Origin of the sequence: Cellulosimicrobium cellulans (assembly GCF_006539945.1) — a bacterium.
Lineage (GTDB): Bacteria > Actinomycetota > Actinomycetes > Actinomycetales > Cellulomonadaceae > Cellulosimicrobium > Cellulosimicrobium cellulans.
In genome coordinates, this window is record NZ_BJNZ01000005.1 from 165,006 (window position 1) to 191,576 (window position 26,571).

Genomic DNA, 26,571 nt, shown 5'->3' on the forward strand with positions numbered 1-26,571 from the left:
GGACGCCGCCGTCGGGTTCCCGCTGAGCGAGCGCGGTGATCCGCGGGTGCGAGGCGCCGTCGTCCACAGGGCCCTGCGGCGAGACGCTCGGATGCCCTACTCTCTCGGTCAGGTCTTCACGGTCCGGCGGGGCAGCCGGCCAGCAGAGCAGGGGGAATGCTCGACATGTCTACGGACACGCACGCCGTCGGCGTGCTCGAGGGCGAGGTGCGCGAGCTCGTCCGGCGGCGCGGGGTGGACCCCGTGCGGGACCGGGCGGCGGTCGACGAGCTCGTCCGCGAGGCGGTCGCCGACTACGAGACGCGGAGCGCGCTCGGCGCCGTCGCGCCGCTCGCCGACCCGACGGCAGCCGGTCGTGCGGTGGTCGACTCGGTGGCCGGCCTCGGACCGCTCCAGCCGTACCTCGACGACCCGGAGATCGAGGAGATCTGGATCAACGCGCCCTCGCAGGTGTTCGTCGCGCGGGGCGGCCGGTCCGAGCTCACGACGACGATCCTCACCGCGGAGCAGGTGCGCGACCTCGTCGAGCAGATGCTGCGCTCGTCCGGGCGCCGGCTGGACCTGTCGAGCCCGTTCGTCGACGCGTCGTTGCCCGGCGGCGAGCGGCTCCACGTGGTGATCCCTGACGTCACGCGCACCGCGTGGGCGGTCAACATCCGCAAGCACGTGGTCCGTGCGTCGCACGTCGACGACCTCGTGCGGCTCGGCTCGCTCACCCCGCAGGCGGCGGCGTTCCTCGACGCCTCGGTCCGCGCCGGGCTGAACATCCTCGTCGCGGGGGCCACCCAGGCGGGCAAGACGACGATGCTCAACGCCCTCGCGGGCTCGGTCCCGCCCACGCAGCGCGTCGTCACGTGCGAGGAGGTGTTCGAGCTCCGGTTCGCCGTGCGGGACGTCGTGTCCATGCAGTGCCGTCAGGCGAGCCTCGAGGGGACCGGCGAGATCCCGTTGCGGCGCCTCGTGAAGGAGGCGCTGCGCATGCGCCCGGACCGGATCGTCATCGGGGAGGTCCGCGAGGCGGAGAGCTTCGACCTCCTTGTCGCGTTGAACGCCGGAGTTCCCGGGATGTGCACCCTGCACGCGAACTCGGCTCGCGAGGCGATCACCAAGATGTGCACGCTGCCGCTGCTCGCGGGCGAGAACGTCTCCGACCGCTTCGTGGTGCCCACCGTCGCGTCCGCGATCGACCTCGTCGTCCACCTCGGCGTCGACGTCGACGGCCGGCGGGTCGTGCGCGAGGTCCTGGGGGTCACGGGGCGGGTCGAGCAGGGCGTGGTGGAGGCCGCGGAGATCTTCGTCCGGTCCGGAGACCGCCTGGTGCGGGCGGACGGGTTCCCGCCCGGCGCGGACCGGTTCGCGCGTGCAGGGATCGACCTGGCAGCCGTGCTGCACCCCGGGCGCGCGCTCGTCTCGGGCGCCTCGGCCTGCACGGCGCGGTCGGGGGAGGGCTGACGTGGGCGTGGTCGTGGGGTTCCTGCTCGGTGCGGGCCTGTTCTGCGTCTGGTGGTCGTTCTGGACGCCGGGCCTGCCCCGGGAGCGCCGTGCGGACGGCTGGGCGGCCCGCACCCAGGACCTCCTCGTGCAGGCGGGTGCGCCCTCCGTGACGCCGGGCGCCCTGGTCGCGACGAGCGCGGGTGTGGGGCTCGTGGTCCTCCTCGTCGCGACGGTCCTCGCGGGGTCGGTCACGATCGCCGCGTGCTTCGGGGCGATCGCCGCGTCGCTGCCGGTGCTCCTCGTGCGCTCTCGTGCCCGACGCCGGAGGGCGCGGCTGCGCGACGTGTGGCCCGAGGTGCTGGACCACCTCGCCTCCGGTGTCCGCGCGGGCCTGTCGCTGCCCGAGGCCGTCGGCCAGCTGGGTGAGCGCGGCCCGGCGGAGCTGCGAGAGCCGTTCGCCCGGTTCGCGGTGGACTACCGCGCCTCGGGGCGCTTCGGGGACTGTCTGGACCGGCTCAAGGAACGGCTCGCGGACCCGGTGGCCGACCGCATCGTGGAGTCGCTGCGCCTGACGCGTGACGTGGGCGGGACCGACCTGGGGCGGCTCCTGCGCACCCTCTCCGCGTTCCTGCGGGAGGACGCGCGGACCCGTGGCGAGCATCCGGCGACGGGATGACGGTCGTCACCGTAGCATGTCGCCATGCCGAAACGTGCCGTCGTCTACGTGCGACTCTCCGACTTCCGCGGCGACGCCGACCCCACGCTCTCGCCAGAGACCCAAGAGGAGAAGTGCCGGGCCTACTGCACGGCGAAGGGCTGGGACGTCGTCGAGGTCGTGCGCGACCTCGACGTGTCGGGCTCCGACAAGGGCCTCCGGCTCGACCGGCCGGGCCTCTCACGGGTCCGCGCGCTTCTGCCGTCGGTCGACGTCGTCGTGTTCGCAAAGTTGGACCGGCTCGCGCGAAACGTGATCGACTTCCGCACGTTCGCGGAGGAGGCCGAGACGCGCGGCGCGACGCTCGCGTCGGTCGCCGAGTCCCTCGACCTCTCGACGGCGGCCGGGCGTTTCGTCGCGACGATCCTCGCGGCGTTCGCCGAAATGGAGGCGGCTGCAATCGCGGACCGCGTGCGCGACTCCCGCGCTGCGAAGGCTCAAGCCCTACGTTGGGGCGGCGCCCCGCCCCCGTACGGCTACGAGAGCGTCCCGCACCCCGAGGGGAAGGGGCGCGCGCTCGTGCTCAAGGCGGACGAGGTCGCCGTTATTCACGAGATGGCCGACCGAGTCCTCGGCGGTGAGGCCTTGACGTCGATCGCCCTGGACTTCAACCGTCGGGGCATCGCTCGCCGACGCGGCACATGGGCGGCGTCAACGGTCGCGCGCATCCTCCGGAACGACGCGACCGTTGGGCGCCTGACGCACCGTGGCGCGCCCGTCCTCGGCGAAGACGGCCTCCCCGCCACGCCGTGGCCCGCCGCGCTCCCTCCGGCGACTTGGCGCACCGTGCGTGCCGTCCTCGACGAGAACGCCGAGCGCGTCGCCGGGAGCCGTCGGCCCGCCAGGAAGCGCGCCTCGCGGCTCCTGAGCGGCTTCCTCTACTGCGAGACGTGCAACCGCCCGCTCGCGCTCCAGACGTACAAGGCAGGCCCCACGTACGTCTGCAAGGCGAAGGCGAACGCGAAGCCGTGCGCGACGGGCGGGAGCGTCCTCGCGGAGCGCGTCGAGGAGGAGGTCGTCGGGCAGTTCCTCCGCGCGGTTGGGCGACTCCCGGCGACTCGCGTCGTGGCGGCTGGGGACGCCGAGGCCGTGGACCGCCTCGCGGCGGCGAACGCCGCCCTCGACGACCTCGCGCGACGGTTGCGGGACGCCGACGACGACGAGACGCTCGCGCTCCTCACGCGGCGTGCGACGCTCCGCGCCCTCGTCGACGACCTCGGCAAGGCCGCCGCTACCCCTCGGGTGCGGGAGGAGCCGACGGGCCGGACGGTGGGGGAGGAGTGGGAATCGGCCGACGTCCTCGCCCGGCGTGCGCTTCTCGGCCGTGCCCTTGACCACGTCGTCGTGCGTCCGATCGGCCGCGGGTATCACCGCCGTCCGGTTGCGGACCGTCTCGTCGTCGTGTGGCACCCCGACGAGCCGACAGTCAACGACGCGGGAGGAGAGTCTCGGCACGTCCCGGCGCGCGTCCTCGCCGCTTCCGGCGCCGCCGCTGAGTAGCGCCCACCCCTCCAGCAATTCACGAGAGCCTCGCCCGCGGACGTTCCGCGGGGCGGGGCTCTCGTCGTACTGCCGTGCTTCGTGCGGCTGGGAGAGCGGCGCGTGCGCGTTCGACGCCGGGGTGACGCCGGAGGGGGGTGGATGGGGCGCGAGAGGCGCCCCCCTCTAGTTCTCTCTCAAGAGTCTTCCTTCCTTAGAGAGGGAACAGGAGGGGGAGGGTTCTAGCGCCCCACGCGCCCCCTCGGCGATCCACGCTCCGCGCGAGGCAACACCGCGGTTTTCCACGCACGACTTCTCCAGTAGAGGGCTCGCGCGCCCGCCCGGCGACGGTCGGGCGGCGCCGCGCTGCCCTCGCCGAGCCGCTCGCGCTCGGCGTCCGGGCGAGCCCCGTCAACGTCGACGCGCTCGCTCGGGTCTCAGTAGCCCTCTCACGAACCACTGGAGTTCCCCTTGCCCAATACGTTTACACCGACCCTGGTCGCCCAGGTCGCCGTCAAGTACGCCGTGAAGGGCTTCGTGCTCTCCGGCGAGGTCTACCGAGATGTCGAGAGCGAGTACAGGCCCGGGTCCGGTCACGTTGCGAAGGTTCGCGTGCCGGGCGGCGCGAAGACGACGCTCCGCGACGCGAACGACCTCTCCACCATCCCGGCGAGCAACCTCGACGAGAAGACCATCGACGTCACGCTCCGCGAGGCGCACTCGCGGGCCGTCCTCGGCACGGCCGAGCGCGACCTCGGTATCACCGACTTCACGCGCCAGGTGATCGCGCCTCTCGTGACGAGCGTCGCCGACACCTGCGAGGCCCAGGTCGCCGGGCTCGTCAACGCGGTCACGCTCAATGACACCGTGACGTACGCCGACGGCGGCAACCTCGCCAAGGCGATCACCGCGGCGCGCTCGATCCTGCGCGGCAACGGCGTGCAGACGGCCGACGAAATCGTTGCCTTCCTCGGCGTCGATGCCTACGCCGCCGCGCTCGACTCCGGCCTCCTGGAGAACGGCGACTCGATCCGGCGCGTCCGGATCATCGAGACCGACCGCATGACCAACCCCGCCGACGTCGTCGTCGCCGCACCGAAGCGCGCCTTCACGCTCGCCGTGCGCGCCCCCGAGGTTCCGGACGGTGTCGCCTCCGGCGCATCCGTGAAGGACGAGGACGCCGGATTCGGCCTGCGCTACGTCGAGACCTTCGACGGCTCGATCGCGGCGAGCACCGCCCTGGTCTCCGCGTACGTCGGCGCGAAGGCACTCCCGCTGCCCGTGCTCGACCCCGAGACCGGCACCGTGAACCTCGTCGAGGGCGGCGCCGCGGTGCGCTTCACCGCGGCCTGACGTCTCACCATTCCGTCCCGGTCTCGTCCCACCGTTGGTGAACCGGTGAGACGAGACGAGACGGGACGGGACAGAGCGCGTCTCGCGCTCCGCCGACCGCCGCACGGTCGGTGTCCCACCCGGGACGCGTCCGGCTTGCGCGTCCCAGCCGCCCAGCGTCGGGGGCCTTTCCGGGCTCCTTTCGACCCCGACGTCGTGCGGCCCGAGGCCCCGGCGCTCCCCGGCTCTCCTGGCGCCGAGGAGCGCCGGGGCCTTTTCTCGTCTTCCGTCCTCCGCCCGAAGGGACTCCCCATGACCTCCGTCGACAACACCCGCGCCACGCTGGGCGACCTTGTGCTCTCCTCGCGCTCGCTCGCGCTCCGCCTTGACGAGGCCCGCGCCGTGCAGTGGTCCCCGTCCCCGCGGCGCATCGTGACGCGCGAGGACGTCCCAGGGCGAGGCGTGAAGGGCACGACCTCCGACCCGACGGCTGCCGTCGCGCTCGACACTCCCCGTCTCGGCGTGCGCGCGGCGGCACGACGCGGCGGCCACGCCCTGACGCGCGCGCTGGAGGCCGTGCGCGCCGCCGAGCGAGAGGTCGACGCCGCCCTCGCGGCCTGGCACGGCGAGGACGTGTAAACGCACCAGCTAATTGCCGCTCGACGTCTCGCGAGACGCCCGGCAACGACAAACCGGGACGCGCACGACTCCTCCACCGCCACCGTCGGCACCCCGCCGACGCCCTCCCGAGGAGCCCTCATGCGCCACCGAACCCGCACCACCGCACCGACCGCCGCCGCCCACCTCGCCGCGTTCACCCGCCGCTACCTCGCCGAGCGCGCCACCGGAACGCCCCGAGCCCTCGCGCACTCCCGCGCGACCCTCCACGCGCTCCGCGCGGCCCCGTGGGCCACCGCGAACCCCGAGGTCGCCGAGACCGCGCGCGTCGAGACCGCCCGCGACGCCGAGGCCGGCCGATGAGCGCTCGCATCCTCGACCCGGTCGACGACCGCGCACTACCCGAGCCCGAACCCGACGTCCCACCCGGCCACGTCGAGGTCTCCGTCCTGACCGACCACGGCGTCCCCGCCCGCGTCTGTCTGCCCGCCGAGCACCCGCTCCTTTCCGCCGTGCTCGCGCGCAAGTCGACCCGCGTCCGACGCACCGCGCCCGGCGTCGTGCTGCCCGCCCCCGAACCCACTCCGGAGCCCGCCCCGTGAACCGCACCCGCACCCCGCGCCGCACTCGCCGCGAGTACCGGCGCCGTGTCGCCGCCTACGTCGCCGCGGTCCGCACGCTCGCCCCGACGATCGCCGACGGCGCGAGCGAGGAGACCCTCGTCCGCCTGGGCACCTCGCTCCTGACCCTCGCGGCCCTGGGCGGCTCTCACCTCGACGACGCGCTCGCCGTCTCCCTGGAGCACTCCACCGCCACCCGCCGCGAGTGGGGCTCCCTCCTGGTCGCCGCGACGACCCACCTCGGCCCGCTCCTGTCCGACAAGGAGCCCGGCGCGTGAGCCCCCTCCCGCCCGCACTCTCGGCGCTGTGCCGCCGTCTCGGCGTCGAGACCCTCGACGGGGTCGACGCCTCCCGCGCCGAGTCCGCGCTCGACGACGCGACCACCCTCGCCCTCGCCGAGGTGCGCCCAGCCACCGCGGCGCGATGGATCGAGGACGCTCCCCACGTCGTAACGACCGTGATCCTCAAGGCCGCACGCCGCGAGTACGAGAACCCCCAGGGCTACCGCTCCGAGAACCTCGGCGAGTACGGCGCGACGGTCGACGTCGCCTCCGGCGTCTACCTCACGGCCGCCGAGGTCGCGCTCGTGCGCCGCGCCGAGAGCGGCCACCGCGGCCCCGTCGTCGGCACCGTGCGCACCCCCTCCGCCTACGCCTAGCCCTCCGCCAGCCCCAGCCGAGGGGGTATCCCGGGTGGCCGGTCCCGCGACCCGATCGCGCGCGACCGGACACCTGGGGGGCGCCTCCCTCCCCCCGGGGCCGCGCCAGCCCGGTGCGGCATAGCAGAAGCCTGTGCGCGCGGATTCCAGGGTCGCAGCGTGACATCCGGCCCCCTACGAGCCCGAACCCCCCGAGGAGCCCCGTGACCGACTACGCCCCCGGCGTCCCTGTACCCGTCCCGGACTACGGCGACGTCTGCCACGAGTGCGGCGGAACGATCGACCGATGGGCGCCGCCGTCGGCCGTCACGTGCTCCGACGACTGCCGCACCGCCCGCCGTCGGCGCCTCGCCCGCGACCGCCAGGCCCGGCACCGCGCCTCCTCGTCCTAGGGCGCCGATCGCTACATCGGCGGTACGTCGACGACGAAGCCCTCACTCCCTGGTCTCGCAGGTCGTGAGGGCTTCGTCGTTGGTTACTTCAGGACCGTCACACCGACTTCTTGATCCAGTCCCACGCGTCCTGCGAGAGCCAGCCGGAGTAGGTGTCTCCAGAGATGTTCAGGACGAGGAGGTTGTCGTTCTTGTCCATGTGGGGGAGCAGAGCCGCGCTGACGTCGGCCGCGGTGAGCCCGTACCCGCTCACGATCCACGTGGAGTCGAGGTAGTGCCACCAGGAGGACCCGGCCTCCTTGATCGCCTTGTGCAGCGTGCTGTAGTCCTGGCCGGGCGTGTTCAGGTCGTACGTGACGAGGATCGCCGTCATGTTCTAACTCCATCCGGCGCAAATACTCAGACCGAACATGCGGGTCGCGATATTTCGCGATCCGCCCCTACCGGAGTTAGATTGAGAGCGCCTACCAAGCACATCCACAACGCAACCACCGTGAGGGCTTCGGCCTCACCCACGGTGGGTGTTGCTTGCGCCGTGTCAATCTTCGCACGACCCACTGACACCCCACCAAGGGCGACACGCCGACGCTGTGGATATCCGAAAGCCCGAAGCGCTCCTCTGGGAGACTTCGGGCTTTCGTCTTCGTCCTCGGCGCTCTACTGACTCACAACGGCCCCCGGTCACCCTCGGCGACGAGGGCGGCCGGGGGCCGTTTCTGTGCTTCAGGAGTCGCCGCTCACGACCCAGCGGTCGGCCGCCTTCTGGGCCTCCTCCACCGACTTGTGAACCCCTGTCTCGTGCAGCCGTTCGCCGGGAGCCTCACGGGTGAGGGAGTACCCATCCGACCGCGTCCGGATCGTGAAGAGGACGCCGCTCTCGACGGCGGTCCACTCGCTGGCCGTTGTCTGCTTCCAATCCATGCCGGGACCGTACACGGCCGCGGAAGCGGAGTCGGCGCCCCTGCTGCGCGAACGCCCCGATCCTCACAAGGGCCGGGGACGGCCCTTCGCCGCGGCGGCTACGGTTCCATGGTGAGCCAGGAAGGCAGTATGCCTCTCTGCTCCAGCACTTCGAGAGCCGTTCGCTTCCTCCTGTGCAGATCGAACGCATGGGTAGCCAACTCCAGGGTTAGACCGTCCTCCGACGGTTCGACCTGATCCAGCGCCTCGCGGAATTCTTGCGCCAGAGATGCGAACTCCTCAGGGCTCGGACCCTGGTTCCACAGTGCGGCGAGGGCTTCGTTCACGTTCTCGCGGACCGCGACCTGATGCTCGCGGGCCGTCTCCTTCATACGGGAGTAATTCTCAAGCGCAGTCTTCGTCTCGCCGATCCGATCGGCGAGGACCGGCACCAGTGCCAGGAGGACCGCGGTGTCGAGAGTCGCGTACAGATTGCGGACGGATTCCTCGTCGTCACGAACGTATGTCATGCCATGGCAGGGTAGCCCTCGCCCGCTCAGGCCGTCGCCGCGTAGGTCCGGGCGGCCTTCGCCGCCGCGAGAGTCTCGCGGATCGAGAGCCGCGCCCCGGCGACCTCGGGGGCGTCCAGCGCCGCCGCGCGAGCGTCCTCCTCGGCGTGCTGGGCGGCCCTCTCCGCGGCCCGGAGCCTCACGGCCTCCTGGGCGGCCCGAGCCGCCGCCGTACGACTCTCCTGGCCGCTCCCGCGAGCCTCACGGAGAGCCCAGGCGAACCACGCGAGCGAGTCGCGCGCCGCCGTCGCGAGCGTCGCCCGGCCGTTCTGGGCGTGCCAGGCGTCCACGGCGCCGACGACGTCGCTCGCGGACCACTCCTCGACGCCTACCGCCTGGAGCACGTTCGCCAGGTTTCCGACGTGGCGGCCCCTCGTCAGGTACGGAAGCCGACGGTCGACCGCTGCCGCGAGCCGCTGGACGCGGAGCGTCCGGGGCTTCCGGTCGGTCTTCGAGTTCGAGGTCGTCTTCTTCGCCGCCCGCGTGCGGGCGTTGGTGATCGAGGGAGAGGTGAGATTACCCGTGAGACCTTCGGTCTCCGGGTGGGGTGACACTTCACGGGGCGCATGGGTGAGAGCGCGCGTGCTCGCCTTCCGGAAGCGGCCGGTGCGCTCCCGCTCGGCGCGCGTGAGGTGACGCCCGCCGTCGACCGTGACGAGGAGCCCGGCGTCGCGCAGGTCGGCGAGGCGGCGGTAGACCGTGCGCGCGACGACGCCCGCGACGCGCGCCAGGCGCTCGACGGAGACCGCGACGTCGCGGCCCGTGCGGTGCTCGGCGTAGCCCGCGAGAGCCTCGGCGACCGCGCGGAGCGACCGGCGACGGTCGGAACGGAACGCGGCACCCGCCTCCTCGACGGACGCTAGGAACGCCTCGCGCGTCTGCCAGACGGGAACCGTCGCGTAGGCGCCGGGAGCCGTCTCGATCTTGACCGCGGGCCGACGACGTCGGGGCGCGGTATCTGTGCGCCGCATGGGGCACGCCGAGGAGACCCTCCCCGACATCGGGGGAGGGTCTCGATCGGCTTCGTCAGGCGCGGGCCGAGTGGCGGGTGACGGCGTCGACGACGTCGTCGACGACGGCCGCGAAGGTCTCGTCGTCGAGGTCGCCGAGGTGGACGTCGAGGGCCACCGCGACGGCCTCGGCGAGGGTGAGGCCCGCCCGCGGGCCGCTTCCGGCGTTCGCCAGCGCGACAGCCTCGTCGACGGCGGCCGAGAGCGCGACCTCGGCGAGCGTGCCGCCCGTGGCGGCATCGATCACGACGGCGACGGTCTCGGCGGGCGTGGAGTGGGTAGAGTTGGGCACGACGGGCCTCCTATAAGGCTCTGTCCGCGCCCCCGGGAGGTTGCCGCCTCCGCGGGGGCTTCCCCGTCGACCGTCCTCTCCTCTCATGAGGCGAGCTCGAGGCGCGCCAGTCCTGGACGGTGAACGGCGCGCGGCTCGCCGTCGCGGGCCCCTGGGTGGTGCTCGGATTCCTGGCGTCGCGGCCCGAGACCGCGACTGCCTACAACTCGCTGACGGGGGCGCTCGTCCTCGGCGTCGGAGCCGCCTGCTCCGCGGCGGCGTACCAGCTCATGCTGCGGATCGGGCGCCTGCCCGAGGAGGAGAGGGTGCTCCGATGAACGTGCTCGACGTGTCGCTGACGGGTGCCGCGATCGGGGCGCTCGGCGGGGTGGGTGTCCTGCTCGTCGCGGCGGGTGTCCGCGGTCGTGCGATCCGGCTCGACGAGCGCCTCGCGCCCTACCTGCGCACCCACGACAGGACGTCGGTGCTGCTCCGCGACCAGCCGACCTGGACGCCGTTCCCGACGGTCGAGCGCCTGGTCAAGCCGGTGCTCGCCGACGCAGGCCGGGCGCTCGAGCGGCTCGGCTCCACGTCCGCCGACGTCCGCCGACGGATCGAGCGCGCGGGCAGCCGTCAGAGCGTCGAGCAGTTCCGTGCCCGCCAGCTCGTGTGGGGCGTCGTCGGGCTCGCCCTGGGCACGCTGTCGGCGATCGTCCTCGCCGCGACGCGGGGCTCGTCCGTCGTGCTGCTGGTGCTCCTCGCACTGCTGTGCGGGGTGGGAGGAATCCTTGCCTGCGACCACGCCCTGACCCGCGCGGTACGACGCCGGGAGCAACGCATGCTCGCGGAGTTCCCGACCGTCGCCGAGCTGCTCGCCCTCGCGGTGAACGCCGGCGAGGGCCCTGTCGCGGCGCTCGAGCGGGTCGCGACGGCGGCCCGGGGGGAGCTCTCGAGCGAGCTGCGCGCGACCCTGGCGTCGGTGCGCGCCGGAACGTCGCTCGCGCGGGCGCTCGAGCAGCTCGCCGACCGGACGGGTCTGCCGAGCCTCACCCGGTTCGCGGAGGGGGTCGCGGTCGCCGTCGAGCGTGGGACCCCGCTCGCCGACGTGCTGCGCGCCCAGGCGCAGGACGTACGCGAGTCCGGGCGCCGCGCACTGATGGAGGCGGGCGGCAAGAAGGAGGTCGCGATGATGATCCCGGTCGTCTTCCTCATCCTCCCCGTGACGGTGGTCTTCGCCGTATTTCCGTCGCTCGCGACGCTGCGGATCGGATTCTGAGCGGGGGGCTCCCGGGGTGCGCTCGGCATCCGCACAGCCCGAGAACGACACGACCGACGACCGAGAACGAGGGGGAACGATGCAGGGGTGGACTCGCAGGACACAGGGTGCACGGCGCGCAGCGCGCGAGGCGCTGGGACGGCTGGTGCGCGGAGACGCGGAACGGGGCGACGTCCCGGGGTGGGTGCTCATCACGCTGATGACGGCGGGCCTCGTCATCGCGTTGTGGGCGGTCGCCGGTCCTGCGCTGACCCAGGCCTTCAGCAACGCGATCTCGAGCGTGGGCGCGCCCTGAGGTGGCGCACGACGACGCTCCCGGCACGGCCTCCGACGCCTCCGAGCGCGGATCGGCGGTCGTGGACTTCACCCTCGTGTCCGTCCTGGTGATCGTGCTGTTCCTCGGTGTTCTCCAGGTGGCGCTCGCGGTCCACGTGCGGGCGACGCTGGTCGACTGTGCCGCCGAGGGCGCTCGGGTCGCCGGCCGCGCCGACCGCGGCCCGCAGGACGGGGCCGTCCGGACGCGAGAGCTGATCACGGCCGCGCTCTCGCCGCGCTATGCGCAGGACGTCGTGGCGCGACAGACGGTCGTCGACGGCCTCCCGGTCGTCGAGGTCACGGTCGCGGCGCCGCTCCCCGTCGTGGGCCTTCTCGGTCCCGCGGGTGTGGTGACGGTCGACGGGCACGCGCTCGAGGAGGCGCCGTGATCCGTCTGCTGCGGGCCCTGCTCGCCCGGCTCACCGGGGGCGCGCAGCGGGCGGAGCGGGGGAGTGCGGTCGTGGAGTTCCTGGGTGTTGCGCTCGTGCTGCTGCTTCCGGTGATGTACCTCGTGCTGACGGCCGGGCGGCTCCAGGCGGCCACGTTCGCGGTCGAGGGTGCCTCCCGGGAGGCTGCTCGGGCGTTCGTCACCGCGCCGTCCGCGGACGACGGCGCGCGGCTCGCCGAGGCGGCCGTCAGGCTCGCGCTCGACGACCAGGGCTTTCGGCCCGGTGCCGACGTGCTGACGATCTCGTGCTCCGCCACGCCCTGTCTCGAACCCGGGGCAGAGGTGGTCGTACGGGTGAAGTTCGAGGTGCCGCTGCCGCTCGTCCCGCAGTTCGTCCGTGCAGCGGTGCCTCTCGCGGTCCCGGTCGAGGCACGGCACGTCGCGTCCGTCGACGAGTACGCCGCGAGGCGGCCGTGACGCGCGCGAGTCGCGACCCGTCGCGACGGAGGGTTCCGTCGGACGGGTCGGAGGACGGCCGGATCATGCTCCTCACCACGGCCTTCGTCGCGTTCGCGCTGCTGCTGGTCACAGTCGTGGTGAGCGCGACGCAGGTGCACCTCGAGCGCAAGCGGCTCTACGAGCTGGCGGACGCGCTCGCGCTCACTGCAGCGGACTCGATGGCACCCGAGTCGTTCTACACGGGCGCCGCGACCGCACCGGTCGAGAGCGGCGTCCTGACCCTCACGGAGTCCTCGATCCGGTCGGACGTCCAGGACTACCTCGCGCGGAATCCTGACGCGCTCGACGGCTTGCACGACGTCGTCGTGACCGAGGCGTCGACCGCGGACGGGCGCACCGCGACGGTGGGTCTGGCCGCGCGGGCGCGACCCGCGATGATCGGCTGGGTGACCCAGGCGTGGAGTGATGGCATCATCGTGCGTGCAGAGTCACGTGCCAGAGCGTGGTGAGCACCTGTTGCTGTTCGACGACGAGCATCCAGGAAGGGACGGTTCGCAACGACGCGTGAGCATGCTCCCGCGCCTTTGTTCACTTTCTTAACTTTGGATGGCCACTTCTGGTTGGGACCTGTCAAAACCCCAGGTTCGCCGCTATGGTGATCCGGTCCGACAACAACTCCAACGATGGAGAGCTACAACATGAACGCACGAGCAACGAAGAAGCTCGTCGCCGGGGGTGCCCTCGGTGCGATGCTCATCGGCACGGTCGCCCTCGCGTCCGCTGCCTCCGCAGACCAGGTGGGCGACGACCAGGGTGTCGACGTCTCGGTCGAGATCGAGTCGAACGTCGAGCCGGGCAACCTCGCCCTCTCGGTCGCCTCGAACGCGACCACGCTCACCGAGCAGGACTCGACCGTCGAGGGCACCCGTGAGTTCACGGGCACCCTGCCCGACGTCACGGTCACCGACACGCGCACCGAGGTCGCCGAGGGTGCGTACTGGTACGTCGTGGGCAGCGCCTCGGACTTCACCGGCGACGCCGGCACGATCGCGGCGTCGAACCTCGGCTGGGCGCCGTCGCTCGTCAGCGAGAGCGAGAGCGGCCTCGTCGAGGCCGGCGAGGGCGTCGACCCCGAGCTCGAGGGTGGCGAGGGCCTCGCCGAGCAGGACCTCCTCGTGTCGGCCTTCGACTCGGCCGAGGTCAACCCCGAGGGCTCCTGGACCGCGAACGCGGGCCTCACGCTCCGCACCGCCGAGGACGTCGCCGCCGGCGCCTACTCCTCGACGATCACGCTCTCCCTCTTCGAGGACTGAGCACCCGGTCCTCGTGACCTGACGGTCGGCCCTGGTCGACCGTCGACCGAGCAGTCCACGGCGGGCCGCTCCGCTCGTCCGACACCACGTCGGACCGGGTGGGCGGCCCGCCGTCGTACGGAGAGAGCACCTGCGTGAACCCTGCACCACACCTGAGCCCCCGACCGCGCCGCCTGGCCCGATGGGCCGTCGGGGCAGCAGCGGCCCTCGTCGCAGCCCTCGCGCCCGCGTTGCCGGCGTCCGCGGCGAGCGGCGGCGCGCTGCCCTTCGACACCGACGACGTCATCACCTGGGGCGTCAAGCCCGCCGACGCGAACGGTCCGGACGGACGGACCCGCGTCGAGCTCGTCCTCGACCCAGGGGCGTCGGCGTCCGAGAACCTGGCCGTGTCGAACTTCAGCGACGTCGCCGTGACGTTCTCGATCCAGGCGGCGGACGGGTACATCAATCCCAAGGGCAGGTTCAACATGCTGCCGTCCGACCGGGAGTCGACGGGCGCCGGTACCTGGGTCGAGGTCCAGGACTCGGTCGAGGTGCCGCCCGACGAGACGGTCGTCGTGCCGTTCACCGTGACCGTGCCGGACAACGCCACGCCCGGCGACCACGTCGCCGGCATCGCCGCGACGGTGAAGAGCACCGACGTGGGCGAAGGCGGGACGAGCGTCGGCGTGGAGAGCCGCGTCGGCTTCCGTGTCTCCACGCGCGTCACGGGAGAGGTCCAGCCGGTCCTGTCGGTCGAGAACGTCAAGGCCTCGTACGCACCCTCCTGGAACCCGTTCGCGGCGGGCGACCTGACGGTCTCCTACGACGTGGTGAACGACGGCAACGTGCGTCTCGGCGCCGAGGGTGACGTCACGACGAGCGGACTCTTCGGTGCGGTGTCCACGGACCGCGCGGCCACGACCGTCCCCGAGGTCCTGCCCGGCGGCTCTCAGCGCTCGCGTGTCGAGACGTCGGACGTGTGGCCGCTGGGACCGGTCCGCTCGACGATCACCGTGACGCCGACGACGGTGGACGACGACCAGGTCGACGCGCCGCTCGAGCCGGTCACGGTCACCGTGACGACCTGGGCCGTCCCGTGGCCGCAGCTCCTGCTGATCGCGATCGTCGTGGTCCTGATCATCGGCGTCCGCGACGACCGCCGCCGTCGGCGCCAGCGCCTGGAGGCCATGCTCGCGAGGGCGCGTGACGAGGGCCGCCAGCAGGCGAGCGGCAGCGAGCCCGCGTCGTCGGGCACGGGCTCGCCCGCCGCGAAGGGCGAGCCGAAGGGCTGACCGCTGCCGCGTCGTCGGGCACGGGGCCCCCGGCCCGACGGCGCGGAGCGCGCGCGGTGTCGCGTAACCTTGAACCTCGTGGCCACCATCGACTTTCCGTCCGAGATCAAGGCGCTGCGCAGCACGCTCGAGTCCATCGAGAGCGTGAGCGACCCGGAGGTGCTGCGCGCGAAGATCGCGGACCTCTCGGAGAAGGCGTCGGCCCCCGACCTGTGGGACGACCCGGACGCCGCGCAGAAGGTGACGTCGGCGCTCTCCGCGACGCAGTCCGAGCTGGAGCGGGTGAGGAAGCTCGGCCAGCGCATCGACGACGTCGAGACCTTGGTCGAGATGGGCCAGGAGATGGAGGACGAGGACACCCTCGTCGAGGCGGAGACCGAGGTCGGGGCGATCCGCAAGGACCTCGACCAGCTCGAGGTCCGCACGCTCCTCGCCGGCGAGTACGACTCCCGTGAGGCCGTCGTGACGATCCGCGCGGGCGCGGGCGGCGTGGACGCGGCCGACTTCGCGGAGATGCTCCTGCGCATGTACCTGCGCTGGGCGGAACGTCACGGCTACTCGACCACCGTGCTCGACACGTCGTACGCCGAGGAGGCGGGGCTCAAGTCGGCGACGTTCGAGGTCAAGGCGCCCTACGCGTTCGGCCACCTCTCGGTCGAGGCGGGCACGCACCGCCTCGTGCGTATCTCGCCGTTCGACAACCAGGGCCGGCGCCAGACGTCGTTCGCGGCCGTCGAGGTCATCCCGCTCATCGAGCAGACGGACTCGATCGAGATCCCGGAGTCGGAGATCAAGGTCGACGTCTTCCGGTCCTCGGGCCCGGGCGGGCAGTCCGTCAACACGACCGACTCCGCGGTGCGCATGACGCACATCCCCACCGGCATCGTCGTGTCGATGCAGAACGAGAAGTCGCAGATCCAGAACCGCGCCGCCGCGCTGCGCGTGCTCCAGTCCCGCCTGCTGCTCGTGCGCCAGGAGGAGGAGAACGCGAAGAAGAAGGAGCTCGCGGGCGACATCAAGGCGAGCTGGGGCGACCAGATGCGCTCCTACGTGCTCCAGCCGTACCAGATGGTCAAGGACCTGCGCACCGAGCACGAGGTCGGCAACCCGTCCGCGGTGTTCGACGGCGACATCGACGACTTCATCGAGGCCGGGATCCGCTGGCGCCGCGGGGCGCAGCAGGAGGCCTGACCCGGCGCAAGCCCACCCGGGCGGTTGATCCGAGCAACGGATCGATGCGCCCGGGCGCGGCGTGTCCGCCCCGCCGGGCCGGAGGCGCGTGCCTACCCTCGGGATCGTGCGACGAACCTCGTTCGTCCACGGATCGACCCCCGACCCGAGGAACGTGCCGCTGTGATCCGCTTCGAGAACGTCACCAAGGTCTACGCGCGCGGCGCGAGGCCGGCCGTCGACGACGTGTCGATGGAGGTTCGCCGCGGCGAGTTCGTCTTCCTCGTCGGCGCGTCGGGCTCCGGCAAGTCGACGTGCCTGCACCTCGTCCTGCGCGAGGAGCGCCCGACCAAGGGGAAGGTCTTCGTCGCGGGCCGCGACCTCGGATCGCTGTCCAGCTGGAACGTGCCCAAGCTGCGCCGCCAGATCGGGGTCGTCTTCCAGGACTTCCGCCTCCTGCCGAACAAGACGGTGTTCGAGAACGTCGCGTTCGCGCTCCAGGTGATCGGCAAGCCGCGCCACACGATCGCGATCACGGTGCCCGAGACGCTGGAGATGGTGGGCCTCGCCGGCAAGGAGAAGCGTCGCCCGCACGAGCTCTCCGGCGGTGAGCAGCAGCGCGTCGCCATCGCGCGCGCCATGGTGAACCGGCCGCCGATCCTGCTCGCCGACGAGCCCACCGGGAACCTCGACCCCACCACGTCGCTCGGGATCATGCGCCTGCTCGACCGCATCAACCGCACCGGGACCACCGTCGTCATGGCGACGCACGACGAGGAGATCGTCAACCAGATGAGGCGCCGGGTCATCGAGCTCGACACCGGCACGCTCGTGCGCGACCAGGCGCACGGCGCGTACGGGGCCCGGGGACAGGTGATCCCCGACCCCGATCGCACCACCTCGGTCGTCGAGACCGGCACCACGACCGGCCCCTCGACGGGCACCGCACCGGAGTCGGCGCCGACGACGGCCGTCCCGGGCGCGCAGTCCGCCGCGGCCCGGCCGGACGCCGCGGAGGAGACGTCCGAGCCGCCGTCGCGACGCTCGGTGCGCCGCCACGTCGAGGCGACGGCGGGGGAGTGATCGGCGTGCGACTCCAGTTCATCCTCGCGGAGCTCGGCCAGGGCCTGCGGCGCAACGTCTCGATGACCGTCTCGGTCGTGCTCGTGACCTTCGTGTCGCTGACGTTCGTCGGCGCGTCCATGCTCCTCCAGACGCAGATCGGCAAGCTCAAGGACGACTGGTACGACAAGGTCGAGGTGTCCGTCTTCCTGTGCCCGACCGGTTCGCCGTCGCCGACGTGCGCCGCGGGGGAGGCGACCCCGGACCAGATCGCCGCGCTCGAGGACGTGTTCGAGTCCGAGCTCGCCGACGAGATCCAGACCGTGTACTTCGAGTCCAAGGACGACGCGTTCGCGGCGTTCCAGGAGCGGTACCCGGACGGCTACCTCGGCACGCAGCTCACCGTCGACGACATGCAGGCGTCCTTCCGCCTCAAGCTCACGAACCCGGAGAACTACGAGGTCGTGAACGACGTGGTCACCGGGCGCCCGGGCGTCGAGGTCGTCGAGGACCAGCGGCGCATCTTCGACTCGCTCTTCCTCGCGCTCAACCGAGCGTCGCTCCTCGCCGCAGGGCTCGCCGCGGTCATGCTCCTCGCCGCGGTGCTGCTCATCACGACGACGATCCGGCTGTCGGCGCTGAGCCGACGGCGCGAGACCGGCATCATGCGGCTCGTCGGGGCGTCGAACCTGTTCATCCAGCTCCCGTTCCTCCTCGAGGGGGCGATCGCGGCCGTGCTGGGGGCGCTCCTCGCGGTCGGCGGGCTGTGGGTGGGGGTGAAGTACCTCGTCACCGACTGGTTGTCGCAGTCCGTGACGTGGGTGGCCTACGTCGACGAGGCGGACGTGCTGCGCATCGCGCCCGTCCTCGTCGGCATCGCGTTCCTGCTGGCGGCCGTGTCCTCGGTCGTCACGCTCAACCGGCACACGAGGGTGTGAGATGACCCGGGACCTCCGCCGCGCGACCGCGGCCCTGATCGCCACGACGATGCTCCTCGTGGGGGGTGTCGCGTCGGCCTCCGCCGACGACATCGACGACCGTCGCGCGGCAGCAGAACGGCGCCAGTCCGAGATCCTCGGCAACCGCGAGCAGCTCCAGTCCGAGCTCGAGGACACGGACGCCGAGCTCGCGCAGGCGGTCGTCGACCTCCAGGCGATCGAGGCGCGACTGCCCGTCGCCCAGGCCGAGCTGGACGCCGCCGAGGCCGAGGTCGAGCGGACCCAGCGCGAGGCGGAGCTGCTCGCGCAGCGGCTCGAGGACGCGCTCGGGCAGGAGGCCGCGATCAGCGCCGAGATCGAGCGCGGCGCGACCGAGGTCGCCGACGCGAAGTCCAGCATCGCGGAGATGGCGCGTCAGGCGTACCGCGGTCAGGGTGACGTGTCGAGCCTCGGCATCGTCACGGGCGCGGAGAGCACCGAGGAGTTCATCGAGGAGTACGCGGTCTCGTCGACGGCGGCGCGCAGCCAGTCCCGGTCGCTCCAGGACCTCCTCGAGGCGGAGTCGGTCGCGCGCAACCGTGAGGCGCGCCTGCAGGCGGTACGCGAGACGGTCGCCGACCTGAAGAAGCAGGCGGACGAGAACCTCGTGGCCGCGGAGGCGGCACGCAAGGCCGCGGCGGACCGCAAGGCCGAGGTCGAGCAGCTCATCGTCGACCAGCAGGCGAAGAAGGCGACGATCGAGGAGCGCAAGGCCGCGGCCGAGGCGAAGGTCGCTGAGAACGAGGCCGCCCAGCAGTCTCTGCAGCAGGAGATCAAGGGCATCATCGCCGAGCAGGCGGAGCGCGACCGCAAGGCGGCCGAGGCGGAGGCGCGGCGCCAGCAGCAGCAGTCGTCCGGTGGCGGCGGGTCGTCGGGCGGCGGCGGCGGTGGTGGCGGTGGCGGCGGAGGAGGGGGTGGCGGGTCCTCGTCCGGGGGCGACCGAGGCAGCATCTCGAGCTTCCTGTCGTACCCGACCGCGGTCCCGCACGTGACGTCGAGCTACGGGATGCGGCTGCACCCGATCCTCGGGTACTACCGCATGCACGCCGGGACCGACCTGCGCGCCTACTGCGGGACCCCGATCATGGCGGCCGGGCCGGGCACGGTGGTCCACGCCCAGTGGCGCAACGGCTTCGGCAACCAGGTGCTGATCAACCACGGCACGGTCGGCGGCAAGAACCTCATGACGAGCTACAACCACCTCACGCGCTTCGCGGTCTCCTCCGGGCAGAAGGTCGAGAAGGGCAAGGTCATCGGCTACTCGGGCAACACCGGGCTCTCGGGGGCGTGCCACCTCCACTTCGAGGTGTACGTCAACGGGTCCACCATCGACCCGATGTCGGTCCTGGGCTGACCGGCGCCCGCTCGAACCCGGCCGTGTCGCGGCCGCGGTCCGCCCCCGACGCGTCCGGCCGCGGGGGATAATCGGTACCGGGCGTCGTCGGGCACCCGTACTCTGGTGCGCCGGCACGACGACGGCCCCGCGACCGGCGCCGGCACGGCGGGATCGGATGCGGGCGCCACGGGCGACGACACGACAGCGAAGGACGGTAGGACACGGATGGCGAAGGACACCGGCCGCAAGGTCGTCGCCAGCAACCGCAAGGCACGCCACGACTACGTGATCGAGGACGTGTACGAGGCGGGGATCGTCCTGTCGGGCACCGAGGTCAAGGCGCTGCGGATGGGGCGGGCCTCGCTCGTCGACGGCTACGTCGCCGTCGACCGGGGCGAGGCCTGGCTCGAGAACGTCCACATCCCCGAGTACACCGAGGGCACGTGGAACAATCACGCCCCGCGTCGCAAGCGCAAGCTGCTCCTGCACAAGGAGGAGATCCTGCGCCTCGAGTCCAAGACGCGCGAGAAGGGCCACACGATCGTGCCGCTCGCGCTGTACTTCCTCGACGGGCGGGCCAAGGTCGAGATCGCGCTCGCCCGCGGCAAGAAGGAGTACGACAAGCGGCAGGCCCTGCGCGAGAAGCAGGACAACCGCGAGGCGCAGCGCGCCATGCGACAGCGCGAGCTGCGCTGACCCCGGGGGCCCTCCGGGTCGACGACGGCCCCACCCGCTGGTGACGTCGTCGCCCTCGACGTACGGTCGAGGGCGAGACGACGACCACGAACCAGGAGGCCCCATGGTCAAGCTCCGTCAGTACATCCCGCGCCTCGCGGCGGGCGCGTACATCCTCAACTCCGGCCTGAACAAGCGCGGCGCGGACGAGGCGACCGCGCAGGGGATCCACGGCATGGCGGCGGGGACGTACTCGTTCCTCGGGGACGTCGAGCCCCAGCAGTTCACCAAGGCGCTCTCGACCACGGAGATCGCGCTCGGCGCGGCGCTCGTCGCCCCGTTCGTCCCCACCGGGCTGGTGGCCGTGGGCCTGGGCGTCTTCTCGGCGGGGCTCGTGGGCATGTACCTGAAGACCCCGGGCATGACGCGCGAGGACGGGGTGCGGCCGACCGAGCAGGGCACGGGGCTCGCCAAGGACGTGTTCCTCCTCGGGATCGCGGGCGGTCTGCTCGTGGACGCACTGAGCCGCAAGAAGTAGTCGCCGGCGTGGCGAGCCGGGCCGCGTCCGGGAGGTGCGGAAATATCGGTGCGGCGACCGGCGTTCATCCCGTAGGCTTGTCCTGCTGAGCGAGGACCGGTTCCGCCCGGGAGCCGCGCAGTGATTGACAACTCCACAGGGGGTGATCGGTTTCGACGGTGGTCGTGCTTCGAGGAGAAGCGGGCCGAGGATGCAGGCTTATCTCGTTAACGATGTCTGCAAAACACAGGTGCCGATAACAAGCGCACCGACTTCGCCCTCGCCGCCTGAGCGAGCCCCGAAGTCCGTCAGCCCGAGCTAGCTCTCGACTCGGATCCTGGCGTCATCTAGAGAGCCACTGCTCGCAGTCCTCGTCATCGGGGCTGCGGGGACTTTCAGGTGACTGAGCCCGTCCGCATCTTGTCTGCGTGAGTGCGGGGGCCGAGAAAAACGACAGCAGACTGCGCCCGGAGAAGTCCTCGATCGGCGTCACCGGACCGGGGTTCGATTCCCCGCACCTCCACCCCTGCGGCGACGGCCCGCACCCCTCGAGGGTGCGGGCCGCCGTCGTCCCTGCGGGTCCTCCGCGGCCCGTGACGGGTCGCCCGTCACCAGCCGTGCTGCGCCCAGGCGGAGGCCGCCTCCTCGCCGCCGAGCCACTCGACCCGCAGCCGGCGCCCCCGCACGACGAGGTCGTCGCCGTCCTCACGCGGGAGCGGCGGTGCCTCGGGGTCGTCGCTGTACAGGTCCTCGGCCAGGGCCGGGTCGGCATCGTCCAGGTGGGCGCGCCACTGGACGCGCGGCTCGGGGTTCACGTGCCGCGGGAAGGCGTACGGCCCGACGGTGTCCCAGTGCGTGCACACGCGCGTCACGAGGTGCCCGACCGGCCGCGGCCCGCCGTCGTCCGCATCGTGCCAGAGGCGGGCGACGCGCCCGGTCGACGGGGTCTCGGCGATCGTCGGGTCAGTCATGGGTGGACGCCCCGACGAGCGGCCCGCGACTCGCGGCGGGAGCGTCGGGGCCGTCGTCGGGCCCCGGGCGGTCGGCGTCTGCCGACGGCGTGCCGCCGTCCTGGGCTCGCCGACGGAACCGGCGCAGGACCCAGCGCACGACGAGCAGCACCACCCCGGCGACCACGAGCCAGGGGAGGAGGGCGCCGAGGACGACGACCAGCCCGTTGAGCGTGGTGAGCAGGGCGTTCCACCCGTTCTGCAGGCCCCCGAGGAAGCCGCCGGGGGCGAGCCGCTCGGTCGGCACGACCTCCACGACGGTGACGTGCAGGGTGGACATCGAGACCTGGTCCGTGAGCGCCGCTCGCTGCGACTGGAGCGACTCCAGCTCGGCCTGTCGTGTCGTCAGCTCCTGCTCCGCGGCGAGCAGGTCCGCGGTCGTCGCGGCGTCACCCATGAGGGTGCGCAGCCGCTCCACGGACGTCGTCAGGGCGTCGACCCGCGCGTCGAGGTCGCGAGCGGTCCCGGTCACGTCGACGGCCTCGATCGAGAGGTCGCGCACCTCGCCCACCTGGTCGAGGGCGTCGACGGTGGCGGTCGTCTGCGTCGACGGCACCCGGATCGTCAGCTCCGCGGACGCGCGTGCGTCGCCCTCGGGCTCCGACTGCCGCCGGCTCTCGACCCGGCCGCCCGCGCTCTCCGCGAGGTCGGCGACCGCGTCGGCCGCGGCCGCCGGGTCGTCGGCCACGACCGTGACCGACCCCGTGGTGACGATCTCCCGCTCCGCCGCGGCGACGGCGGCGTCCTCGTCGCCCGGGGCGATCCCCGAGGACACGTCCTCGGCGGCGTCCGCGACGCCACCCCCCGCGACCTCCGAGACCGCACCACCGTCGTCGACGGAGAGCGACGCCATGTCGCCCGAGGACGCGGAGCAGCCCGCCAGGAGAGCGCCGCCGAGCAGGAGCCCCGCGACGACGGCGAGGGGGCGAGTGGTCCGCATGCTGCGAGAGTAGGGGGCCAAGCGTGCGAACCGGACACCGCGCGCGACATCGTGACCGTCTTGTGAACTGGTCGTGATCCAACCGCAGCGCGATGCCCCGGACGTGGACGGCGGCGCAGTCCCTGGCTCTGGCACGGCAGGATGGTCGCGTGCTCGTGTGCTGCGGTCTCGTGACCCTCGACGTCGTCCAGGTCGTCGACGCGCTGCCTCGACCCGACGAGAAGGTCGTCGCGCGGTCCGTCACCGCGACCTTCGGGGGGCCTGCGGCCAACGCCGCGGCGACCGCCGTCGCGCTGGGCGTCCCGACGCGGCTCGTCACCGCCGTCGGGGGCGGACCGCTCGCGGAGGTCGTGCGTCGCGAGCTCGCGGACTGCGGGATCGAGCTCGTCGACGCCGCGGCCGGGTCGGCCGGCGGACGCCTCGCGGTCTCGACCGTGCTCGTCACGCGGGCCACCGGTGAACGGGCCGTCGTGAGCACCAACGCGTCCGGGTTCGGCGACCTCGCGGCCCGCGCGGCGGCGGGCGGCCCCGGGCTCCTCGACGGCGTCGGGGAGGGCGACGTCCTGCTGCTGGACGGGCATCTGCCCGGTCTCGCTCTCGCGGTGGCGCGCGAGGCCCGCGAGCGGGGCGCGGCCGTCGTGCTCGACGGCGGGTCGTGGAAGCCGGACGCCGCGGAGATGATCGGCGCGTGCGACGCGGTCGTGGTGTCGGCGGACTTCCGGCAGCCGGGGGTCGGTGCGGGCGACGTGCTCGCCGCGGTCGCGGCGCTCGGTCCGCGGTTCGTCGCCCGTACCCGCGGTCCGGGTCCGGTCGAGGTGCTCGACGCGGGGGAGCGGTACGACGTCGCGGTGCCCGAGCCGGAGCGCGTCGTCGACACGCTCGGAGCGGGGGACGTGGTCCACGGGGCCTTCGCGGCGGAGGCGGCGCGCGGTGCGTCGTGGCGGGTCGCGCTCGAGCGGGCCGTCGTGATCGCGTCGCGCTCGGTGGAGCACCCGGGCGCGCGGGGCTGGTTCGGCGCGGCGCCCTGAGGCGACGGGCGGGCCGACGGGCCGCCCCGGACGGGACCCAGGTCCCGGGGTGCCGGCCGATCGGCAACATTTCGGTCACGAAGCCGCGAGGAAGTTGACAGCCACTTAGTAAAGGCAGTCTACTAACAAACATGACAACGGCAGTCACCGGGACCGGAGCACCGAGGAGGCGTCTGAGCACAGGGCTCAGGCCGACCTCGAAGGTGTTGCCCGAGCACGCTCGGGCCCACAACCGGTCCCTCGTGCTGCAGCACCTGTTCCACGAGGGGCCCACCTCCCGCGCCGACCTGGCGCGCGCCACGTCCCTCACTCGCGTGACCATCTCCGACCTCGTCTCCGTGCTCATCGCCGAGGGCCTGGTCGAGGAGCTCGGCGTCCGCCCGGGCCAGCGCGTCGGCAAGCCCGCGATCCTCGTCGGGATGCGCACGAGCGCGTACCAGATCGTCTCCGTGGACCTCACCGACGACGAGGTGCTGCGCGGCGCGGTCCTCACGCTCACGGGCGACTTCGTCGTCCGCCAGAGCCTGGCGGTCGACGGTCGGACCGGCACCGAGCTGGTCGACCTCCTCACGCGCTTCTGCCGCGGCCTCATCGCGTCCGCGACCCAGCCGGTCATCGGCGTGGGGATCGGCTCGCCCGGCGTCGTCGACGCCGAGGGGCGCGTCATCGAGGCGCCCAACCGTCGATGGTACGACGTCCCGCTCGCCGCGCAGCTCACCGAGCGGCTCGGCCTCGCCGTCCACGTGGCCAACGACGCGAACATCGCCGCGCTCGGCGAGTTCACGTTCGGCGGCGCGGCCGGCGACGGGCTGCTCGTCCTCACCGTGGGCGAAGGCGTCGGCGCCGGGATCATGGTCGACGGCGCACGGGTGCGCGGGCACGCGGACGCGGCCGGCGAGCTGGGCCACGTGACCGTCGTCGACGACGGCGAGCCGTGCGCCTGCGGGCGCCGCGGCTGCCTGGAGACCGTCCTGTCCGTGCCGGCCCTGCGGCGCGCGGTGGACGGGCTCGACACCGAGGCTTCCGACGCCGTCCTGGCGTCGGTGGGCAGGACGCTGGGCATCGCTCTGGCCCCTGTCGTCAGCGCGCTCAACCTCGCGGAGGTGCTCGTCAGCGGTCCTGCGGACCTGCTCGACGGCCCCCTGCGCGAGGCAGCGTTCGAGACCATCCGCTCCCGCACGATGCCGGTCATCGGCAGCGGGCTCCAGGTGCGGATGGCCACGCTCGACGAAGACGTCGTCCTTGCCGGGGCGGCCGTCCTCGTCCTGTCCGGACAGCTGGGGGTCTCATGAGCCGACGACGCTCGGACTGACCCCCACCGCCCGACCGGGGCCGGGCCCCGGCCCCGCCCCACAGACCTCCTGGGAACCCCAGAGCAGCATCCCCAGGAACGCAGTACCCCTGCACGTGCTCTATTACGCAGGACTCCTGCCACACCTCCGGTGGCGTCACCGACGCCGCCACCAAGAAACACCGAGAGGAAGCACCCAGTGAAGAGGAACCGTCTCGTCGTCGCCTCCGTGGCGTCGACGATCACCCTGGCGCTCGCGCTGACCGCCTGCAGCACCGGCGGCGGGAGCGACGACACCGGCTCGGACGAGGCCGCCACCGGCGACATCCGCGTCTGGCTCAACGGCTCGGACACGCCCGACGCCGCTCGCGAGTACCTCAAGACGACCTTCGAGGAGGAGAACCCGGGCAGCACCCTCACGATCGAGGAGCAGTCCTGGACCGGCCTCGTCGACAAGCTGACGACCTCGCTCTCGGGCTCCGACAGCCCGGACGTCGTCGAGGTCGGCAACACGCAGTCCCCGGCGTTCACCTCCGCGGGCTTCTTCCGTGAGATCACGGAGGAGGAGTTCCAGTCCTTCGGCGGCGACGACCTGCTCCAGGGCTTCGTCGAGGCCGGCGACTGGGACGAGAAGCACTACGCCCTGCCGTACTACGCGGGCTCGCGCGCCGTCTTCTACTCGCCGTCTGCCATCGGCTCGGAGATCACCGTCCCGACGACGCTCGACGAGTACGTCACGCTGGGCAAGTCGCTCAAGACCGACACGCGCTCGGGCGTCTACTGGCCCGGCCAGGACTGGTACAACGCGCTCCCGTTCGTGTGGGAGAACGGCGGCTTCATCGCCGAGCAGAACGACGCCGGCGAGTGGGAGGCCGGCTTCTCGTCCGAGGGCGGCCTCGCCGGCCTCGCGCAGGTCCAGGACCTCATGCTCAACGCGTCGCTCGCGCCGAAGGACGGTCAGGAGACCGACCTCCAGGTGCCGTTCTGCGAGGGCAACGTCGCGTTCCTCTCGGCGCCCACGTGGATCCAGTGGTCCATCAACGCTCCGGAGGAGCCCGAGACGCCGGACGGCGTCCCCGGCTGCGCCTCGACCTACGGCGCCGACCTCACGGCCTTCCCGCTCCCGGGCAAGGAGGCCGGCACGACCGCGCAGGTCTTCGCCGGTGGCTCGAACATCGCCGTCGCGCAGAAGTCGAACAACCCTGAGCTCGCGTTCAAGGCGTTCGAGATCATGATGAGCGACGAGTACCAGACGATCCTCGCGGAGAACGGCCTCATCCCGGCCCGCGTCTCGCTCTCGAGCGCTGTCCCGCAGGACAACCCCATCGCCCAGGCCGGCGTCGCCGCCGCGGCGAACACGCGCCTCACCCCGCCGTCGCCCAAGTGGGCCGACGTCGAGGCGCAGAACGTGCTCCAGACCGCCTTCACGCGGATCGCGAACGGTGACGACGTCAAGACCGTCGCCGCGGACCTGGACGCGAAGATCGAGGAGATCCTCAACAGCTGAGCCCGACCGGTGGCGCTCGGCCCGTCCGGGCGCCA

Annotated in this window: 31 protein-coding genes, 1 other RNA gene and 3 pseudogenes; 28 read left to right on the forward strand and 7 right to left on the reverse strand. The window is 72.4% G+C overall.

Translation table 11 applies throughout. The features are described from left to right. Positions 1-165 precede the first annotated feature (165 nt). The 10 genes and pseudogenes from CCE02nite_RS05780 (at position 166) to CCE02nite_RS05825 (ending at position 7,248) form a co-directional block, all read left to right on the forward strand. Positions 166-1,452 (forward strand): TadA family conjugal transfer-associated ATPase, encoded by a 1,287-nt coding sequence (locus CCE02nite_RS05780; protein ID WP_141388796.1) that lies wholly within the window; start codon positions 166-168, stop codon positions 1,450-1,452. A gap of 1 nt (position 1,453) precedes the next feature. Further along, positions 1,454-2,092, forward strand: a pseudogene (locus CCE02nite_RS05785) (type II secretion system F family protein); the annotation flags it as partial. 42 nt (positions 2,093-2,134) lie between these two features. Then, positions 2,135-3,649: a recombinase family protein gene (locus CCE02nite_RS05790; protein ID WP_141388705.1), complete on the forward strand. Its 1,515-nt coding sequence runs from the start codon at positions 2,135-2,137 to the stop codon at positions 3,647-3,649. Between the two features lie 450 nt (positions 3,650-4,099). Beyond that, positions 4,100-4,981, forward strand: coding sequence for a hypothetical protein (locus CCE02nite_RS05795; protein WP_170227231.1), 882 nt, complete (start codon positions 4,100-4,102; stop codon positions 4,979-4,981). A gap of 291 nt (positions 4,982-5,272) precedes the next feature. Further along, positions 5,273-5,599 carry a DUF7169 domain-containing protein gene (locus CCE02nite_RS05800; protein ID WP_141388707.1) on the forward strand — a complete coding sequence of 109 codons (327 nt, stop codon included), beginning with the start codon at positions 5,273-5,275 and terminating at the stop codon, positions 5,597-5,599. A 120-nt stretch (positions 5,600-5,719) separates the two neighbouring features. Continuing rightward, the gene (locus CCE02nite_RS05805) at positions 5,720-5,941 is read left to right on the forward strand and encodes a hypothetical protein (RefSeq protein ID WP_141388708.1); all 222 of its coding nucleotides are present in this window, start codon (positions 5,720-5,722) and stop codon (positions 5,939-5,941) included. Beyond that, positions 5,938-6,180 (forward strand): hypothetical protein, encoded by a 243-nt coding sequence (locus CCE02nite_RS05810; RefSeq protein WP_141388709.1) that lies wholly within the window; start codon positions 5,938-5,940, stop codon positions 6,178-6,180. Before CCE02nite_RS05805 ends, CCE02nite_RS05810 begins: the two co-directional genes overlap by 4 nt. After that, the gene (locus CCE02nite_RS05815) at positions 6,177-6,476 is read left to right on the forward strand and encodes a hypothetical protein (protein WP_141388710.1); all 300 of its coding nucleotides are present in this window, start codon (positions 6,177-6,179) and stop codon (positions 6,474-6,476) included. The genes CCE02nite_RS05810 and CCE02nite_RS05815 overlap by 4 nt, the downstream gene beginning before the upstream one ends. Beyond that, positions 6,473-6,856 carry a hypothetical protein gene (locus CCE02nite_RS05820; RefSeq protein WP_141388711.1) on the forward strand — a complete coding sequence of 128 codons (384 nt, stop codon included), beginning with the start codon at positions 6,473-6,475 and terminating at the stop codon, positions 6,854-6,856. Before CCE02nite_RS05815 ends, CCE02nite_RS05820 begins: the two co-directional genes overlap by 4 nt. Positions 6,857-7,059: 203 nt before the next feature. Then, positions 7,060-7,248 (forward strand): hypothetical protein, encoded by a 189-nt coding sequence (locus tag CCE02nite_RS05825; protein ID WP_141388712.1) that lies wholly within the window; start codon positions 7,060-7,062, stop codon positions 7,246-7,248. Between the two features lie 97 nt (positions 7,249-7,345). Here CCE02nite_RS05825 and CCE02nite_RS05830 read toward each other — a convergent pair whose 3' ends face one another. The 5 genes from CCE02nite_RS05830 to CCE02nite_RS05850 all read right to left on the reverse strand — a co-directional run bounded on the left by CCE02nite_RS05830 (position 7,346) and on the right by CCE02nite_RS05850 (position 10,019). Next, positions 7,346-7,621, reverse strand: coding sequence for a hypothetical protein (locus CCE02nite_RS05830; RefSeq protein ID WP_141388713.1), 276 nt, complete (start codon positions 7,619-7,621; stop codon positions 7,346-7,348). Between the two features lie 350 nt (positions 7,622-7,971). Beyond that, positions 7,972-8,169, reverse strand: a complete 198-nt coding sequence (locus CCE02nite_RS05835) for a hypothetical protein (RefSeq protein ID WP_141388714.1) — start codon at positions 8,167-8,169, stop codon at positions 7,972-7,974. Positions 8,170-8,267: 98 nt separating this feature from the next. Beyond that, positions 8,268-8,678, reverse strand: a complete 411-nt coding sequence (locus tag CCE02nite_RS05840; protein WP_141388715.1) for a hypothetical protein — start codon at positions 8,676-8,678, stop codon at positions 8,268-8,270. Positions 8,679-8,704: 26 nt separating this feature from the next. Further along, entirely contained in the window at positions 8,705-9,688 is a 984-nt protein-coding gene (locus CCE02nite_RS05845) for a hypothetical protein (protein WP_141388716.1), read from the reverse strand. Positions 9,689-9,743: 55 nt separating this feature from the next. Then, a complete protein-coding gene (locus CCE02nite_RS05850) occupies positions 9,744-10,019 on the reverse strand; it encodes a hypothetical protein (RefSeq protein WP_141388717.1) in 276 nt (91 codons plus the stop codon). 89 nt (positions 10,020-10,108) lie between these two features. Between CCE02nite_RS05850 and CCE02nite_RS05855 the strand changes: the two are divergent. The 15 genes and pseudogenes from CCE02nite_RS05855 to ssrA form a co-directional block, all read left to right on the forward strand. Next, positions 10,109-10,336, forward strand: a pseudogene (locus CCE02nite_RS05855) (type II secretion system F family protein); the annotation flags it as partial. Beyond that, positions 10,333-11,274: a type II secretion system F family protein gene (locus CCE02nite_RS05860; RefSeq protein ID WP_141388718.1), complete on the forward strand. Its 942-nt coding sequence runs from the start codon at positions 10,333-10,335 to the stop codon at positions 11,272-11,274. The pseudogene CCE02nite_RS05855 and the gene CCE02nite_RS05860, both read left to right, overlap by 4 nt. Before the next feature lie 79 nt (positions 11,275-11,353). Continuing rightward, positions 11,354-11,569, forward strand: coding sequence for a hypothetical protein (locus tag CCE02nite_RS05865; protein WP_141388719.1), 216 nt, complete (start codon positions 11,354-11,356; stop codon positions 11,567-11,569). Position 11,570: 1 nt separating this feature from the next. After that, complete coding sequence (locus CCE02nite_RS05870; protein WP_141388720.1) at positions 11,571-11,978, forward strand: TadE family protein; 408 nt, start codon at positions 11,571-11,573, stop codon at positions 11,976-11,978. Further along, positions 11,975-12,454 (forward strand): TadE/TadG family type IV pilus assembly protein, encoded by a 480-nt coding sequence (locus tag CCE02nite_RS05875; protein ID WP_308463682.1) that lies wholly within the window; start codon positions 11,975-11,977, stop codon positions 12,452-12,454. The genes CCE02nite_RS05870 and CCE02nite_RS05875 overlap by 4 nt, the downstream gene beginning before the upstream one ends. Before the next feature lie 65 nt (positions 12,455-12,519). Beyond that, entirely contained in the window at positions 12,520-12,945 is a 426-nt protein-coding gene (locus CCE02nite_RS05880; protein WP_141388721.1) for a hypothetical protein, read from the forward strand. Between the two features lie 189 nt (positions 12,946-13,134). Beyond that, the gene (locus CCE02nite_RS05885; protein WP_141388722.1) at positions 13,135-13,749 is read left to right on the forward strand and encodes a hypothetical protein; all 615 of its coding nucleotides are present in this window, start codon (positions 13,135-13,137) and stop codon (positions 13,747-13,749) included. Between the two features lie 134 nt (positions 13,750-13,883). Then, the gene (locus CCE02nite_RS05890; RefSeq protein ID WP_218027034.1) at positions 13,884-15,023 is read left to right on the forward strand and encodes a WxL protein peptidoglycan domain-containing protein; all 1,140 of its coding nucleotides are present in this window, start codon (positions 13,884-13,886) and stop codon (positions 15,021-15,023) included. 78 nt (positions 15,024-15,101) lie between these two features. Further along, positions 15,102-16,214, forward strand: coding sequence for a peptide chain release factor 2 (gene prfB / locus CCE02nite_RS05895; protein WP_141388723.1), 1,113 nt, complete (start codon positions 15,102-15,104; stop codon positions 16,212-16,214). A gap of 162 nt (positions 16,215-16,376) precedes the next feature. Further along, positions 16,377-17,057, forward strand: a pseudogene (gene ftsE / locus CCE02nite_RS05900) (cell division ATP-binding protein FtsE); the annotation flags it as partial. Positions 17,058-17,281: 224 nt separating this feature from the next. Beyond that, complete coding sequence (ftsX, locus tag CCE02nite_RS05905) at positions 17,282-18,193, forward strand: permease-like cell division protein FtsX (protein ID WP_141388724.1); 912 nt, start codon at positions 17,282-17,284, stop codon at positions 18,191-18,193. Between the two features lies 1 nt (position 18,194). Next, a complete protein-coding gene (locus CCE02nite_RS05910; protein WP_141388725.1) occupies positions 18,195-19,586 on the forward strand; it encodes a M23 family metallopeptidase in 1,392 nt (463 codons plus the stop codon). Between the two features lie 207 nt (positions 19,587-19,793). Further along, positions 19,794-20,264, forward strand: a complete 471-nt coding sequence (smpB, locus tag CCE02nite_RS05915; protein ID WP_047234045.1) for an SsrA-binding protein SmpB — start codon at positions 19,794-19,796, stop codon at positions 20,262-20,264. A gap of 103 nt (positions 20,265-20,367) precedes the next feature. Beyond that, a complete protein-coding gene (locus CCE02nite_RS05920; RefSeq protein ID WP_141388726.1) occupies positions 20,368-20,781 on the forward strand; it encodes a hypothetical protein in 414 nt (137 codons plus the stop codon). 138 nt (positions 20,782-20,919) lie between these two features. Continuing rightward, positions 20,920-21,286: a transfer-messenger RNA gene (ssrA, locus tag CCE02nite_RS05925) on the forward strand. Positions 21,287-21,368: 82 nt separating this feature from the next. On the opposite strand, the gene CCE02nite_RS05930 is transcribed toward ssrA, so the two are convergent. Continuing rightward, complete coding sequence (locus CCE02nite_RS05930; RefSeq protein WP_141388727.1) at positions 21,369-21,731, reverse strand: hypothetical protein; 363 nt, start codon at positions 21,729-21,731, stop codon at positions 21,369-21,371. After that, complete coding sequence (locus CCE02nite_RS05935) at positions 21,724-22,710, reverse strand: DUF4349 domain-containing protein (RefSeq protein ID WP_141388728.1); 987 nt, start codon at positions 22,708-22,710, stop codon at positions 21,724-21,726. The genes CCE02nite_RS05930 and CCE02nite_RS05935 overlap by 8 nt, the downstream gene beginning before the upstream one ends. 92 nt (positions 22,711-22,802) lie before the next feature. Between CCE02nite_RS05935 and CCE02nite_RS05940 the strand changes: the two genes are divergently transcribed. The 3 genes from CCE02nite_RS05940 to CCE02nite_RS05950 all read left to right on the forward strand — a co-directional run bounded on the left by CCE02nite_RS05940 (position 22,803) and on the right by CCE02nite_RS05950 (position 26,536). Continuing rightward, a complete protein-coding gene (locus CCE02nite_RS05940; protein ID WP_141388729.1) occupies positions 22,803-23,738 on the forward strand; it encodes a PfkB family carbohydrate kinase in 936 nt (311 codons plus the stop codon). A gap of 131 nt (positions 23,739-23,869) precedes the next feature. Then, positions 23,870-25,030: an ROK family transcriptional regulator gene (locus CCE02nite_RS05945; protein WP_082141568.1), complete on the forward strand. Its 1,161-nt coding sequence runs from the start codon at positions 23,870-23,872 to the stop codon at positions 25,028-25,030. Positions 25,031-25,228: 198 nt separating this feature from the next. Next, the gene (locus CCE02nite_RS05950) at positions 25,229-26,536 is read left to right on the forward strand and encodes an extracellular solute-binding protein (protein WP_141388730.1); all 1,308 of its coding nucleotides are present in this window, start codon (positions 25,229-25,231) and stop codon (positions 26,534-26,536) included. Positions 26,537-26,571 lie beyond the last annotated feature (35 nt).

What these genes read in the sequence shown, in the direction of transcription:
- CCE02nite_RS05910 (WP_141388725.1), top strand. Translation starts at nt 18,195, where the DNA reads ATGACCCGGGACCTCCGCCGCGCGACCGCGGCCCTGATCGCCACGACG.
- smpB (WP_047234045.1), top strand. Translation starts at nt 19,794, where the DNA reads ATGGCGAAGGACACCGGCCGCAAGGTCGTCGCCAGCAACCGCAAGGCA.
- CCE02nite_RS05790 (WP_141388705.1), top strand. Translation starts at nt 2,135, where the DNA reads ATGCCGAAACGTGCCGTCGTCTACGTGCGACTCTCCGACTTCCGCGGC.
- CCE02nite_RS05805 (WP_141388708.1), top strand. Translation starts at nt 5,720, where the DNA reads ATGCGCCACCGAACCCGCACCACCGCACCGACCGCCGCCGCCCACCTC.
- CCE02nite_RS05940 (WP_141388729.1), top strand. Translation starts at nt 22,803, where the DNA reads ATGCCCCGGACGTGGACGGCGGCGCAGTCCCTGGCTCTGGCACGGCAG.
- CCE02nite_RS05845 (WP_141388716.1), bottom strand. Translation starts at nt 9,688, where the DNA reads ATGCGGCGCACAGATACCGCGCCCCGACGTCGTCGGCCCGCGGTCAAG.
- CCE02nite_RS05800 (WP_141388707.1), top strand. Translation starts at nt 5,273, where the DNA reads ATGACCTCCGTCGACAACACCCGCGCCACGCTGGGCGACCTTGTGCTC.
- CCE02nite_RS05880 (WP_141388721.1), top strand. Translation starts at nt 12,520, where the DNA reads ATGCTCCTCACCACGGCCTTCGTCGCGTTCGCGCTGCTGCTGGTCACA.
- CCE02nite_RS05935 (WP_141388728.1), bottom strand. Translation starts at nt 22,710, where the DNA reads ATGCGGACCACTCGCCCCCTCGCCGTCGTCGCGGGGCTCCTGCTCGGC.
- CCE02nite_RS05920 (WP_141388726.1), top strand. Translation starts at nt 20,368, where the DNA reads ATGGTCAAGCTCCGTCAGTACATCCCGCGCCTCGCGGCGGGCGCGTAC.
- CCE02nite_RS05840 (WP_141388715.1), bottom strand. Translation starts at nt 8,678, where the DNA reads ATGACATACGTTCGTGACGACGAGGAATCCGTCCGCAATCTGTACGCG.
- CCE02nite_RS05780 (WP_141388796.1), top strand. Translation starts at nt 166, where the DNA reads ATGTCTACGGACACGCACGCCGTCGGCGTGCTCGAGGGCGAGGTGCGC.
- CCE02nite_RS05930 (WP_141388727.1), bottom strand. Translation starts at nt 21,731, where the DNA reads ATGACTGACCCGACGATCGCCGAGACCCCGTCGACCGGGCGCGTCGCC.
- CCE02nite_RS05945 (WP_082141568.1), top strand. Translation starts at nt 23,870, where the DNA reads ATGACAACGGCAGTCACCGGGACCGGAGCACCGAGGAGGCGTCTGAGC.
- CCE02nite_RS05830 (WP_141388713.1), bottom strand. Translation starts at nt 7,621, where the DNA reads ATGACGGCGATCCTCGTCACGTACGACCTGAACACGCCCGGCCAGGAC.
- CCE02nite_RS05810 (WP_141388709.1), top strand. Translation starts at nt 5,938, where the DNA reads ATGAGCGCTCGCATCCTCGACCCGGTCGACGACCGCGCACTACCCGAG.
- CCE02nite_RS05865 (WP_141388719.1), top strand. Translation starts at nt 11,354, where the DNA reads ATGCAGGGGTGGACTCGCAGGACACAGGGTGCACGGCGCGCAGCGCGC.
- CCE02nite_RS05835 (WP_141388714.1), bottom strand. Translation starts at nt 8,169, where the DNA reads ATGGATTGGAAGCAGACAACGGCCAGCGAGTGGACCGCCGTCGAGAGC.
- CCE02nite_RS05885 (WP_141388722.1), top strand. Translation starts at nt 13,135, where the DNA reads ATGAACGCACGAGCAACGAAGAAGCTCGTCGCCGGGGGTGCCCTCGGT.
- CCE02nite_RS05860 (WP_141388718.1), top strand. Translation starts at nt 10,333, where the DNA reads ATGAACGTGCTCGACGTGTCGCTGACGGGTGCCGCGATCGGGGCGCTC.